We start from the raw sequence: 14,116 nt of genomic DNA, 5'->3' as shown, positions 1-14,116 counted from the left end.
TGGGGCAGTGTGCCCCTTTTATTATACAGAAAATGGCGTCGACAGATTTCTCTATCAACACCAAATATCATAGAACCTTTTGTTTATGGGGTTAAAACAGTTGACGTTGCGGCCCTAAACGGAATATAATCAAACTTGTTTACCGCTGCATTCGTTTAGGGGAGTTCTTAATTATTCTGAATGACAATGGTTTCTGATATAAAAGGATTGCTAAACGGATATTCTAAAAATAATGGAGTTGCTCTATTTTCTATAATTAGGACATATCACAAGCAATGGACAAACAACGTGATGTGAAAAAGACCGTTGCGTTGAAGTAACGGCAGGTGAAATGGGTGGGAGATGTTATCTGTGAAGTGGAGAAAAGCTGCGGCGATTGTTGCGGGGTTGGCCGTTGGCGGATTATGGGGCGGTCAAGCGCAGACGGCGCATGCAGATTACAGTTTGACGCAAGCCCTCGCGAGTGCCCCACAAGGGTTACCCGTGACGGACTATTTTGTCATTGATAAGACGTCTGCTAATTCGGCAAATATTCAAGACACAACGAATGCGAAAGCGCCTAATACCCAGGCTGTTGCACTGACTGGAAACACCAATCAGATTGGTCGAATCTGGACGAATGACAACACCGAATTCAACTTGAATAAGAATACAACGGCGTCCATGTGGATGTTCTTTGATGGCCGGACAAGTAGTTCTGGAGATGGGATGGCCTTCGTTTTACAGAACGATTCGCGGGGAACGGCCGCACGGACCACGAATAGTTTAGGTGAGAACATGGGTGGCGAGACGATGGGGGTTTGGGCGCCAGACGATGATAGTACCCAGACCACACCTGATAGTATGGTCACCCGCGCCGTTCAGAATAGTTGGGCGCTGGAATTTGATACCTACATGAACGCGAAGCCAACGACGGGAACAGTGGGGGGTGCCCTAGGATTTGATGCCGACTATTCGGCCACCGCGAAGCAACATATTGCGTCCAACTATCCCGCACAGACGTCAACGTATCAGATGCGCGCCTTAGATAGTTCGGGGAAAACGAATTATGCAACGATGGTCCATAACGGCTTGATTTCATCGACCAATTATCGGCTGATGACGGATGGGACTTGGCACCATTTGACCCTAACCTGGAACGCTAAGGCCAAAACGATGACCTATGCTTACAACGATAAAGATCCCAAGACGGGTGCCGCTCTCACTGGGGATAGTCAAACGGTGCCCATCGATACCAGCCTGATCGATCCGGATAATACCGGGAAGGCTCGCTGGGGCTTTACGGGTTCAACGGGGACCAACTATGAAAATAACCTGGTTGTTTTCGAAAAAGTTCCCGGCGTTGTGGACAGTACATCGACGGTTACGTTAATGGATACTACCTTGGGTCAGACAGTCGCTAGCAATTCGACCGTTTACGCTGGTGACCATATGAAGTTGACCTATGACTTGACTTACCAAGACGGTTCTCAGTCCTGGAAAGCAATTACGGCAAAATTAAACTTGCCAGGCAGCGTGAGCTTTAACGCCGACGCCGATGGAAACGTGGGGACTATCACTTACGCCGATGGTCAGAAACAGGCGATTTCAGCATCAAAGTTAAGTGGGCAGTCCTTATCGATCCTGTTAGACGAAGATCTATCAATGGACAATGCGACCGCTAAAATAACGTTGAATGGAACGGCCAGTCATGCCGGAAGTGCAACAACGACCGCGGTGGCTAGTACAATCAGTAACTTTGTCGGCAGTAACGCAATTACTACGGCTAGTCTTGATGGGTTTAACGTGGTGTCACTGGGTTCCAGCATGACCTTAGCACTGACTGGTGATAGCACGGGAACCAAGACAATAACATCGGCTACGGATGCGACGGTGACCGCCAAAGCAACTATTTTAGGCGGATCACCAAGTGACGTCACGATTCACCCCACGGTAAATGGTGAAGATCTAGATAACGTTAAAATTACTGCGAGCCAGGCGTCCAGCGGATTCACGTACACGGTACCGGCTGATAAGCTGAAGGCTGGGGACAACAGTGTGCAACTCTATGCGACAGATTCCCTGCATGACGTTTCAAACGTGGTGGCGGCGACCATTGATTATCAGGCGGGAACGTTGGATTTTGGAGATGTTAGTCAGAATGTCGCCTATACGGGGGCACTCACGGGAGCTCAGCAGCAGTTGACGCCGACGACGCCCTGGGACGTAAGTGTGAGTGATACCCGCGGTCAAAATCAGTCTTGGCAGTTGACGGCAACGGCCTCACCGTTAGTTGATGGGGATAAGGCTTTGGCGGGAGCGTTAGTTTATAAAACGAACACCGGTGAGAGTCCCTTAGGAATGACTAGTACGCTGATTGCTAGCCACACTTCTGACGGGACAACGGCAGCAGTAACGGACGTTTCCAGTGACTGGAATGACCGTACCGGAATTTTTCTGAATGTTAATGGCGGAGCGAGTGCTGGTAGCTATAACAGTACGATTACTTGGACGCTAGCGAATGCAGAATAGTTATTTTTGGAAATTTGCAAACAACCATGGGAGATGACCCCATGGTTGTTTTTTGTACCTAAAGGCTAAAAACTATAGGCTGTAACGGAGGAAATTCAATTTTAAGTTAAGCTAATGACAGGTATGATGGCATACTTTCTGGCTAAAAGGTGGATTGCTATAATGCAATACAAATATAATTATATCAAGAGGTAACCGTACTTTATCTAATCAATGTGCTATACTAATTCAAGATAGTACGGGGTGTTATTATTATATGCATTATAATATAAAATGTGTAATAAAAGAATTGTCAGCAGTGACCATCCCGCCAGGAGGACAGTGGATTATGCTTAGATATTTGGTTTATGGGCTAATCAGCCTGGGACTAGGGGGACTTCTCGGAATGGGGAGTGTGGCTTCGGCAGCACAGTTGACGCCGGAACAGAGTGACTTACAGGATGCTTTACAGACGACCCCACAGGGTATCCCGGTTAGTACCTATTTTGATATGGGAACGTCAAGCTTAAGCCAAGCACGAGTCGTGCCTTCACGAAATTCAGCAGTGACCAATACGGAAGCAGTACGACTCACAAATGGGACGTATCAGGTAGGCGCCGTCTGGTCTAAGCCAGAGCGGAAATTTGATCTGAACCAAGACCAGACGTTGTCAATGTGGGTGTACCTTGGCAACCAGTTTGACAAGGCGGCGGATGGCATGGCTTTTGTGTTACAAAATGACAAACGGGGAAAAGATGCCTTGACGAAGTTCCCCAGTTCTGACCCCCATAAGATTCAAGGGGAGACACTTGGGGTTTGGGGCGTCGATAACAATAATCAAGAAACGGATGGCGGCAGGATGCAGCAGTACGTTGCAGATTCGGCCATTCAGAACAGCTGGGCCTTGGAGTTTGATACGCATTTGAACACTGATAATACGCTGCGAACAGTACATGAAGCCAATTCTTTTGATCTAGACAAGAAGAATCATCCCCTGCTGGGTCCCCACATTGCCTCCAACTATCCTGGAGATCCGAAGAGCTATTTCCCACACATTGTGTATAGTTGGATTCCTTTCAAACGCTATGCTTCTACAGTCTATCAAGATAAGGGAATCCTACCGGAGAAGCGTGGCGCTGTTAAGGGAAATGCCAATCATCCAGAAGGTGACTTTAGTTTCCTATCTAACGGACAGTGGCATCATGTGACCCTCACGTACGAGGCACAAAAGGCAAATGCGTCTACAGGAACCGGTCAAATGACCTATAGCTTTGATGACCGGGACCCGCATTCGGGAATCGCCGGGCGTAGTGTGATGTCAACGACTGTTCCAATCGATAAGCATAAGATCGATCCCGACGGAAGTGGTAAAGCCTTGTGGGGCTTTACTGGTGCAACAGGGGCCTGGGATGAGAATAATTTGGTCGTTTTTGACCAGATTCCCAGTCTGGTCAAGGGAAATTCAACGGCAACGTTGCTTGCTGACGGTAAGGAAGTTAATAACGGTGACGTCATTGATCACGGGTCGCCGGTGCAATTAGACTATCGTGTGCAGTACCAGAGTGGCAGCGTGGATTGGCAAAAAATTGCGGCCCAGATTACCCTACCGCAGAAAATAACTTTTAAGACGGTAACCATTACAAATGCGAACGGACAAACGGATGCCGTTTTGGGTAAGGATGCCGATTTGAGTACGGGAAAGTTTACGCATCAATTAGCAAATCCACTTTCCAAGGAGAATCCGTGGGTCACGATTTCATTTACTGGTAAAGTTCAGACGCAGAGTGGGAGCGTTGCGGCCGCAGTCAGCGAGTTTAATGGTACCGAGGCCGCCACTGAGACCACGACCCCGCAGTTTAACATTGATCCGCCACAGATGTCATTACAAATGTTGACCGCAACCGGGGAACCGTTTGATAATCAGGAAAGCGTTACGTTGACGGGCCTCGTTGACTTAGGCAACCTACAATATCGTAATTCACAATTACATATTGAAAGTTGGTTAAATGGTAAGCGACAGGATGAGCAATCCCTGCGTGATAGCGACGAAGCACGGGAGTTCCATTACAATTTGGCGGCAAACTCGCTCCGTCCTGGGAATAATAGCCTCGAAATGGTGGTCGTGACGGCTGATGGCTTAATGTCGAACCCGTTGTATCTAAATTTAACCGGGATGGCAGACAGCACGGGTGGGGGCGAGGTTTCGTTCAGTGGGCAGTCGATGCCACTAATTTTCAACGGTCAGTTAACGGGAAGGCCTCAAGAACTCTTTAGCCAAGCCGGGTTTGCCTTACACGTTACGGATAGTCGGTTAACCGGGAGTTGGCAACTGCAGGCACAGGTCGCACCGCTAACCGATTTCACTACCCACCGACTTTTAGCTGGGAATTTGATCTATAAATCGGCAACGGGACCGATTACCTTAACGAATGTGGCTCGTCCAGTAATGGATCATGAGAATCAGGGATCAGGGTCCGACGTGAACGTTGCGGATAGCTGGAGTGCGGCGGCAAATCAGGGATTATTCTTACACCTGTCGGGTGGGGCTGTAGCTGGAAATTATCAGAGTAAAATTACGTGGACGTTGCTGGACACGGCTTAGGTATAGAAGTTATTGATGACAACTGAAGGTTGAAAGTCCCGAAACACACATTATGACTGTTGTCACAACGATACTGGGTCTAAAATTAGGCAACGTTGTCCAACCATCGCCTTACCGGCCGGCAGATATGGGCTGGATCGGTGCGAACACAACTTGAAGCCTCGAAAGGACCGAGGCTCCAAGCTTGGTTTTCTACTAAGCCAGTGGGGAAATCACCCCCTGACTAAGTAGAGCGACGCGCCTGAGCCCATATCTGCCGACCTCTCGGCTGACGTAGTTGATCTGAGGCAACATGGATCATGCCGTTTGAAATGCTATTGAATTATGCTTAAACCTTGGCAACCGCTTGGGATTCAGTGATTGGACTTGACGCGTACAATCAAAGCCGGAGTGCGACCCGTACCACTAATTTAGCGGTGACAATTCCTACGGTTGCAAGAGTAGAATAAGTATTTTGATTTTCAACCTTCAGCTTTCAACTTTTAGATGACAACAAAAATACCGATTCGGATTAAATAAACAGAAGATCCGAATCGGTATTTTACGCTAAAGCTACGGTTAGAAGTCTAAATAGTGAAAACTAAAGGCGCAACCTGAGTGGCTACTTTTGCGTGTCTAAAGCATCTAACCACATAGGAAGGGCGGCCGCAAGCTCCTGATAGGTGAGCTCGAATTTATGCGTGTACCAAGGATCATCGATGGCCTCGCCCGTATGACCGGGGAGAATATCTAAGCAGAGCTTGACCTTGTCTCGATCCGCTGAGGAAGGGGCCATTCGCTGTAAATTGGCCACGTTACTGTGATCCATGGTAATAATGGTGTCGGCCCAATCAAAGTCAGCAGCGGTGATTGGACGAGAGCGATGCTGGCTAGCGTCTAGGCCGTGAGCACGCATAACCTTTAGCGCACCCGGATGGGGGGGATTTCCCTCTTCCTCGGGACTCGTGGCAACGGAAGCGGCCGTAAACTTGGCCGTCAGATGGCGTTTTTCAATCAAGTCGTTGAAGATGGCTTCGGCCATGGGGGAGCGACAAATATTACCGAGACAAACAAAGAGAACGTGTTGCATGGATGAACCTCCTAATTAAAGGTTAAGCTAGGCGTTGTTACTGGAGTCTGACCGAACCTTTTGCTATGATGAGTTTACCAGAAAAAATAGGAGGAGAGCGCATATGGTTGCAATTATTTTAATCGTTATTGTGGTCCTGCTGGCCGTTTGGTACATTAGTGCTTATAACAGCTTGATTCGGATGCGGACACATGTTCAGGAAGCGTGGAGTCAGATAGATGTGCAATTGAAACGACGGAATGATTTAATTCCGAACTTGGTATCCACTACTAAGGGATATGCCAATTATGAACAATCTACGTTAAAAAAGGTGGTTGCATTACGAAATCAACTGACTGCTGTTCCGGCTGATGATCATCAACAGACAATGGAAGTTTCCAACCAACTTTCCACGACGTTGCGGTCCCTATTTGCCCTGTCTGAAAACTATCCGGACTTGAAGGCCAATACACAATTTACGCAATTAATGGAAGAGTTGTCGAATACAGAAAATAAGATTGCCTATTCTCGGCAATTGTATAACAGTTCTGTGGCCAACTTGACCATGAAGATTTTGTCATTCCCAAGTAACATCGTTGCCAAGATTCACCATTTCCAAGAAAGCGACTACCTAAAGGTTCCTGAAGAGGAAAAGGTAGCACCAAAGGTTAATTTTGACGACTTTAACCAAGATAAGTAGGCGATAACATGTTATATGACCAAATTGCCATGAATAAACGGCGGACCGGCTACGTGATGTTCGGCTTCGGCGTCCTGGTCTTGGCCATTGGTGCAGCACTCGGTTATCTATTCTGGAATAGCTGGGTATCTGGCACTGTCATTGCGGCCGTGGTCGCAGCAGTATACATGCTAATTATGATTAGCCAGTCGACGAACGTAGTGATGAGTATGAACCATGCACGGGAGATCAAAGACGAACAACAGGCACCACAATTGTGGCATCTGATTGAAGATATGGCGTTAGTGGCGCAGGTGCCGATGCCACGGGTCTTTATCATTGATGATGCCAGTCCTAATGCTTTTGCAACGGGAAATGATCCGAAGCATGCGGCGGTGGCGGTAACAACTGGAATTATGGACCGACTCAACCGGGAAGAACTCGAAGGTGTCATCGGTCACGAGATGTCTCACGTCAGGAATTACGATATCCGGTTACAGACGATTGCGCTAGCATTGTCTGCAGCAATCGGATTGTTGGTCAACTTTGCCAGTAACTGGTTTTGGTGGGGTGGCGGTCGTCGCCGGGACGACGATCGTGATTCCGGTGGCAACGTGATTGGTATCGTGATTTCCATCTTGCTTATCGTCTTGGCACCGTTGGCCGCTAGCATTGCGCAGATGGCCTTATCGCGGAACCGTGAGTATTTAGCCGATGCTTCTAGTGTCGAGCTTACACGGAATCCGCAGGGCCTAATCAACGCATTGAAGAAGATTGACGACAGTGCACCAATGAAAGCCGCTGATCCGAATAGTTCCGCTCTGTACATTAGTGATCCCTTCAAAAAACGTCAGAAGTTTGCCGACCTATTTGCAACTCATCCGCCGATTGCCGATCGAATTGCGCGGCTCGAAAAAATGTAAAAATAGTAAGTGACTTACCGACGTTTCGTAGTACAATTAACTTTGAGACTAGGGGAAAGAGTGTAAGAGTATGCGCGGAAATTTTGTCTATTTAAGTTTAGAGCCCGTGACGAACATGATTTATTCGTTGGGCATTTCACCCGCTGATTTTTTAAATGGTATACCGGCGATACCCAATCAGCTCCTTTTGTTGAATGATGAGTCTGGCGGTGATGTGGAGATTAATCCGCACACACGATTACAGACCATCACGGGCCAAGCGCAGATTCGCCGCTATCTGCTAGGCAAACACGATCATGGCGTTAAATGGCTAGATTATGCTCACGGCGACGACCTCGACTTTTTACTGCCGGGTGAGATTGCCGAGCTCTTATATTTAGCGCATATGGAAACGCACATTCGCACACCGTTTTACGCGAAGCTTCAAAATGAGTATGCTTATTTGACACTTCGCGATGGTTTTTACAAGACGTATTACCGGCACCTTAGTGACTTTGATCACGTTTTGGAAGTTAGTATCAAGCGGCACCTGCGGGCAATCCATAACAACCGGTGGGTCTTTGCTCGGCCATTGGCGATCAGTGATATTCCGCATGAGATTCTCCTACAACTTACGCAGGGACTTCTCGACGGAATGATCATTGCGTTTGACCAATTAGTCGAACGGCATCGCATCTACGTGATTCCCGTGCGGGCGGTCACCCATCCCGAACGGCAGGCCACCTGGTACACCCAAGAAGAGGTTTACGCCGATTCACGGGAAGTCGCGAGTCTGCGTTATGATTTGACAACGCGTGAATGGGCATTGAGCATTCATGATAATCAGGTGTTTAGCGACGTGGCAGATTTAATTTAAAATGAAATTGGCTATGGTCCCATTACTGATGATTGGTAGTGGTGACTGTGGCTTTTTTAGTGGCCCCGCGGCGGTTTTTGAACAAAGGGTCAAGGTGAAATCAAGTGGGTTTGGCGAAGGCAGTCGTTCAGTTTTTCCAGTGGTTTTAAGAATGGTATCGCCAATCCATGGTATAATGAAAACCAGAATTTATTTGGTAGTCATCATCTGGTCGACTAAGCGGATGGTGGCCCAACTTGAAACCGGGCGTTACCATGAGGGTCGCTCGTAAATTAGGAGCAGAAAACATGAAGATGCAGCTTGCTGAAATTGCTCATGCAGTGGGAGCAATCAATGATTTTGAACAATGGAGCGATGTCAGCGTGACTAGCGTTGCGTTTGACAGTCGGCACCTCCAGCCGGGGGGGCTCTTTATTCCGTTGACTGGCGAACAAGATGGTCACCAGTTTATTCAATCGGCGATCGACCACGGCGCAGCGGCCACATTGTGGGCCCGCGATTTAGCGACGGCACCGGCAGATTTTCCGGTGATTCAGGTCGCCGACTCGTTAAAGGCGCTGCAAGCCTTAGCGCAGTATTATTTAACTAAAATTAATCCGCGTGTCGTTGCCATTACGGGGAGCAATGGGAAGACCACCACGAAGGATATGATTGCCGCCGTTTTGGGTACCCAATTTAACGTCACGAAGACGCATGCCAACTTTAATAATGAAATCGGTGTACCCATGACGGTCTTGTCCATGGAACCCAATACGGAGATGCTGGTCGTCGAAATGGGGATGGATCGGCCAGGTCAATTGGACTTCTTGAGTAACCTGGTGCGACCAGATCTCGCCGTTGTGACCATGATTGGGGAAGCCCACATTGAATTCTTTGGTACCCGGGATAAGATTGCGGATGCTAAATTTGAAATTACCCATGGCTTGAGTGACGATGGTATCTTCGTTTATAACGGAGATGAACCCTTACTTCGTGAACGGGCCACGGCGCTGAGTCAGCAACGACTGACGTTCGGGCAACATGATGACAATGACTTATTTGCCACCAACGTGTCCGGCACGGCGACTGAAACGACTTTTAAGACCAATGAGTGGCCGGAAATCACATTTACGATTCCGATGATCGGTACCTATAATGTCAACAATGCGCTGGCAGCGTTGACCGTGGCTAATGCTTATCGAATCAGACCAGAAAGCGCGAAGCAGGCCTTAGCAACCGTTCCGTTGACCGAAAACCGTGCAGAATGGGTCAAGAGTAATACGGGTGCTGCCATTTTGAGTGATGTATACAATTCCAACCCGACGGCCGTTAAGGAAGTCTTGGCGGCATTTTCCAAGACACCAGTGACGGGCAAGCGTTACGTGGTACTGGGGGATATGTTGGAATTAGGTGATCAGGCCGATGCCATGCACGCTGGCTTGGCTAGTGCGATTGACCCCGCGAAGATCAGTCACGTCTACTTGGTTGGCCCCCACATGGTCGCCTTACAAGCTGCTTTGGCTAAGCAAGCACCAGAGTTACCCGTGTCGCATTTTGCCACGGACGATCTGGTAACGCTTACGGCAGATTTACAGGGTCAACTTTCTGCAGACGACCAAATTTTATTAAAAGGGTCCCACGGGATTCATTTAGAGCAAGTTTTAGCGGCGTTACAGGATTCTTCTGAAAATTAAGATGAAAACCAAGCAACTTCCACGAGTCGTGGGAGTTGCTTATTTTGTTTTCACGTTGTATGATGGCTTAGTTGTATTTTAAGAACGAAATTTACCCCGTCTTAGCCAATCATAAGTCGCGTCACGGAAAACGGATTTTTTCCAAGTCTTACGAGGCACTAGGACGACGTACCCATTAGGAGGAAATTATTTTTGAAGTTTAAAGAACTGGGTCTTTCCGATGACCTACTGAAAGCAGTTACGACAGCAGGTTACGAGGAAGCGACCCCAATTCAAGCCGAGACAATCCCCATGGTTTTGGCTGGTCAAGATGTGATTGGACAAGCCCAAACCGGGACAGGGAAGACTGCGGCCTTCGCCTTACCTATCTTGGAAAAGATCGATAAGAGTAACGAAAACGTTCAGGCATTGGTGGTTTCACCAACGCGGGAACTCGCTATCCAAACCCAAGAAGAAATTTATAAATTAGGCCGGAACGAACGGGCTAACGTCCAAGTCGTTTACGGTGGGGCTGACATTCGTCGCCAAATTAAATCCCTAAAGAACCACCCGCAAGTGGTTGTTGGGACCCCGGGTCGTTTATTGGATCATATTCGTCGTCGCACACTGAAGCTCGACCACGTCCAAATGTTAGTTTTGGACGAAGCCGACGAAATGTTAAACATGGGGTTCTTGGATGACATTGAAGACATCATCAAGCAATTGCCAGTAGAACGTCAAACGATGCTCTTCTCGGCAACGATGCCTCCCGAAATCAAGCGGGTCGGTGTTCAATTCATGCAAGATCCTAAGCACGTGAAGATTAAGGCCAAAGAATTAACGACCGACTTGATCGATCAATTCTACGTTCGTTCCCGTGACTTTGAAAAGTTTGATGTGATGACGCGTTTCTTCGACGTTCAGTCACCAGACTTGACTATCGTCTTTACGCGGACGAAGCGCCGGGTCGACGAAATTTCCAGTGGGTTACAAGCCCGTGGTTATAACGCCGCCGGTATTCATGGGGATTTGACGCAAAAGCGTCGGACGCAAATCATGAATGAATTCCGTCATGGTCAATTAGACATCCTGGTTGCAACCGATGTGGCTGCTCGTGGGATCGATATTAACGACGTGACTCACGTTTATAACTACGATATTCCTCAAGATCCAGATAGTTACGTTCACCGTGTCGGCCGTACTGGTCGTGCCGGAAAGCATGGTGTTTCCATGACTTTTGTAACGCCTAACGAAATGGATTACTTGCGTGAAATCGAAAAGCTGACGAAGGTGCGTATGCTTCCTTTGAAGCCACCTTCGGATGAAGAAGCTTTGGTGAGCCAATTAGGCGCAGCCAAGGACAAGGTTACCGAATTGGTCAACAAGACGGATACCGAAAAGTTTGCGAAGACGGCTGAAGGCCTGTTGAACGAATTTGATGCTGAAGACTTAGTTGCCGCTCTTTTGAACGACGTAACTAAGGATGATAGCAATCAAGTTCCCGTTAAGATCACGCCAGAACGGCCATTGCCTAAGCGCGGTGGCAAACGTCATGGCGGTGGCGGTTACCATCATGGTGGTGGTAGCAGCAACCGGCGTGGTGGTAATGGTGGCGGCGGGTACCGTGGTCATCGGAGCAACGACTCACGCGGCGGCAGTCGTGGTGGTTCGCGCCCTCACGATTCTCGCAATCATGAATCACATGACTCACGTAGTCATGGCGATAACCGGAATCGTCGTAGCAACGGCGGTAACAGTGGTCGGCATAACGAAGGTGGTAGCCGCGGCTTCACCATTCGGAAGAAAGACTAGTTTTAACTAAAATTGATTAGAAGGGTCCTCACTCATGGCATTGGGTGAGGGCTTTTTGTGTATAAGAGAGTGGAGCGAGGTGCTTAGGTTCTGAGCATTAGTGAGAATCACCATTCTGTTCGGCTTTGCCGGATAGGATGGTGATTTTTGCTAAGCACAGGAACCTGCCTCGTGGAGCTCGTTTCGGAAGCTGCCAGGGTCGGGATATCGTGGCGAGAGGTAATGTGACTGTCAATGGTCCGCTAACTGAAATGGTTAAAAAGCCGATCAGGTGCTTATTGGGGTTAAGCGGAGGGAGTTGCCCTGCGGCGCACGTTTCGGAAGCTGCCAGGATCAGAACATAATGGCGAGAGAAAGTCTAACCTGAGTTGATTTCGTAGTTGTGAGATAAAGCGGCCGGATAGGATGGTGATTTTTTGCTAAGCACAGGAACCTGCCTCGTGGAGCTCGTTTCGGAAGCTGCCAGGATCAGAACATAATGGCGAAAGCCAATGTGACTGTTGATGGTCCGATAAACGAAATGGTTAAAAAGCCGATCAGGTTCTTCTAAGGGTTAAGTGAAGACAGCTGCAGACAAAGCAAATACAGCTAACGATACACCCCTCAGAAAAATAGTCGTATTTTGTGAACGTTAAAAAGCCGTCAAATCAATGCTTCAGAACTAAGTTCACACTATAAACACATTTTAATCAAAAATATTTTGTTGCATTCTCCTCTGAGCCGTGATATTATTTACTTATCGAATTGATATGAATTAACTTATGACAACGAAAATGGAGGAATTACTCATGGCCAACAACTTCGACTTACATGCTGCACTGACGCTCGCCACTAAGCCTGGTCCATTTGTCACCATGACCCTTCCCGTTACTGGGATCCCGGCAACTGATCGGACCCAATTTAAAAGTTTACTTCAGAGTGGTCGGAACCGATTAGCTGAAATAGCGCCCAACAGAGCGTGGGCCGCCTACGCTGCTGCGTTTGAACCATTTAGTCACGGTCCGTTAACTAACGGAAGTGCAGCAGGACTGCTGATTATGGCTGGTCCAACCGCCAGTTATCATTACTGGTTGCACACACCAGTCTCAGCTACGATTACCGTCACTTATCAACCAAACGTGCTCCCGATTTTACAGGCGCGTGATCAGACTAGCGATTACGATCTCCTGTTACTGGGTCGCGATGCATTTGAACTCGCTCAGGTTCGTAACGGTCGTGCTGAATTGGTCAACTTACCGTTGGACGCACCGGAAACGTTAGAGCAAGCGTTGGGTGACGAGCTGCGTGACCGCGGTCGTTGGCAAAGGTCTGCTGGTGAGCACACACATTACAGTGGTACCGGGTCCTTAGATTCGGCCCGGGCCGCCGATCAGCGAAACTACTTTATGATGGTCGACGCTTACGTGGCACAACACTTCTCGAATGCAGATCAGGTACCACTCGTCTTAGTTGCCAGTGCCAGTGAGCAAGGGAACTTCAGAAAATTGTCACAAAATGCCTACTTGGACGCTACCGTGAGAGTCGTTCAGGGCCCCAATTTAGCGGCGGCGAACCAAACTCTGGCGGCATTAACCGTCAACGTGAGCAATCAGCGTCACTTACAAGCGACGCACATCAGAGAAGATGCGTATGCTAAGGCCCGGCAAGGTGAACGGGTGGTTCAGGATCTCGGACCGTTGGCTACTGCCGCAGTCCAAGGTCAACTGGAGAAATTATGGCTACGCGACAACGCTTTCCAACCGGGACATTTGGCCGAAAAGGGTGAAATCATGACGGCAACGGCGCTCAGTCGGCAGAACAATCTATACAATGATTTAGCACTGATTGTCAGCAAATTTGGTGGTCAGGTACAGGTTTTACCAGCCGACGCGATGCCGACCAGCAGTCCAGTGGCGGCGCAGCTTCGACTGCGGGCGGCCGTGACGCATCACTAAATGTGACATAAATGGGAGAGGCGAGACGGTGAGCTCGCTTCTCTTTTATATGAAATAAAGAATATTTGGGCGCACTAAAACATAACGCTCGAATCTGCGAAAAAATTCTAGTATACTTGT

The 14,116-nt window shown here is 48.4% G+C and carries 9 protein-coding genes; 8 read left to right on the top strand and 1 reads right to left on the bottom strand.

Features of this window, described 5'->3' with window-relative positions; all coding sequences use genetic code 11:
* Positions 1-351: 351 nt before the first annotated feature.
* Complete coding sequence (locus EKM89_RS12720) at positions 352-2,511, top strand: lectin-like domain-containing protein (RefSeq protein ID WP_164510591.1); 2,160 nt, start codon at positions 352-354, stop codon at positions 2,509-2,511.
* Positions 2,512-2,839: 328 nt separating this feature from the next.
* On the top strand, positions 2,840-5,092 hold the full coding sequence (locus tag EKM89_RS12715) for a lectin-like domain-containing protein (protein WP_125689072.1): 2,253 nt from the start codon (positions 2,840-2,842) through the stop codon (positions 5,090-5,092).
* A gap of 601 nt (positions 5,093-5,693) precedes the next feature.
* On the opposite strand, the gene EKM89_RS12710 is transcribed toward EKM89_RS12715, so the two are convergent.
* Positions 5,694-6,161: a low molecular weight protein-tyrosine-phosphatase gene (locus tag EKM89_RS12710; RefSeq protein WP_125689070.1), complete on the bottom strand. Its 468-nt coding sequence runs from the start codon at positions 6,159-6,161 to the stop codon at positions 5,694-5,696.
* Positions 6,162-6,264: 103 nt separating this feature from the next.
* Here EKM89_RS12710 and EKM89_RS12705 point away from each other — a divergent pair, with 103 nt between their 5' ends.
* The 6 genes from EKM89_RS12705 to EKM89_RS12680 all read left to right on the top strand — a co-directional run bounded on the left by EKM89_RS12705 (position 6,265) and on the right by EKM89_RS12680 (position 13,996).
* On the top strand, positions 6,265-6,840 hold the full coding sequence (locus EKM89_RS12705) for a LemA family protein (protein ID WP_125689068.1): 576 nt from the start codon (positions 6,265-6,267) through the stop codon (positions 6,838-6,840).
* An 8-nt stretch (positions 6,841-6,848) separates the two neighbouring features.
* Positions 6,849-7,742 (top strand): zinc metalloprotease HtpX, encoded by an 894-nt coding sequence (gene htpX, locus EKM89_RS12700; RefSeq protein ID WP_125689066.1) that lies wholly within the window; start codon positions 6,849-6,851, stop codon positions 7,740-7,742.
* A 70-nt stretch (positions 7,743-7,812) separates the two neighbouring features.
* Positions 7,813-8,598, top strand: coding sequence for a hypothetical protein (locus EKM89_RS12695; RefSeq protein ID WP_125689064.1), 786 nt, complete (start codon positions 7,813-7,815; stop codon positions 8,596-8,598).
* 287 nt (positions 8,599-8,885) lie between these two features.
* Entirely contained in the window at positions 8,886-10,271 is a 1,386-nt protein-coding gene (locus EKM89_RS12690; protein WP_125689062.1) for a UDP-N-acetylmuramoyl-tripeptide--D-alanyl-D-alanine ligase, read from the top strand.
* Positions 10,272-10,463: 192 nt separating this feature from the next.
* Positions 10,464-12,062, top strand: coding sequence for a DEAD/DEAH box helicase (locus EKM89_RS12685; RefSeq protein ID WP_125689061.1), 1,599 nt, complete (start codon positions 10,464-10,466; stop codon positions 12,060-12,062).
* Between the two features lie 788 nt (positions 12,063-12,850).
* Complete coding sequence (locus EKM89_RS12680; protein ID WP_125689059.1) at positions 12,851-13,996, top strand: baeRF6 domain-containing protein; 1,146 nt, start codon at positions 12,851-12,853, stop codon at positions 13,994-13,996.
* Positions 13,997-14,116: the final 120 nt, after the last annotated feature.

It is taken from the genome of Levilactobacillus fujinensis, from assembly GCF_003946335.1.
In the GTDB taxonomy this organism is placed as follows: Bacteria; Bacillota; Bacilli; order Lactobacillales; family Lactobacillaceae; genus Levilactobacillus; species Levilactobacillus fujinensis.
The sequence above is the reverse complement of the archived record's forward strand: the minus strand, read 5'-3'. Positions and strand labels throughout refer to the sequence as shown.

What these genes read in the sequence shown, in the direction of transcription:
- htpX (WP_125689066.1), top strand. Translation starts at nt 6,849, where the DNA reads ATGTTATATGACCAAATTGCCATGAATAAACGGCGGACCGGCTACGTG.
- EKM89_RS12695 (WP_125689064.1), top strand. Translation starts at nt 7,813, where the DNA reads ATGCGCGGAAATTTTGTCTATTTAAGTTTAGAGCCCGTGACGAACATG.
- EKM89_RS12680 (WP_125689059.1), top strand. Translation starts at nt 12,851, where the DNA reads ATGGCCAACAACTTCGACTTACATGCTGCACTGACGCTCGCCACTAAG.
- EKM89_RS12705 (WP_125689068.1), top strand. Translation starts at nt 6,265, where the DNA reads ATGGTTGCAATTATTTTAATCGTTATTGTGGTCCTGCTGGCCGTTTGG.
- EKM89_RS12715 (WP_125689072.1), top strand. Translation starts at nt 2,840, where the DNA reads ATGCTTAGATATTTGGTTTATGGGCTAATCAGCCTGGGACTAGGGGGA.
- EKM89_RS12690 (WP_125689062.1), top strand. Translation starts at nt 8,886, where the DNA reads ATGAAGATGCAGCTTGCTGAAATTGCTCATGCAGTGGGAGCAATCAAT.
- EKM89_RS12710 (WP_125689070.1), bottom strand. Translation starts at nt 6,161, where the DNA reads ATGCAACACGTTCTCTTTGTTTGTCTCGGTAATATTTGTCGCTCCCCC.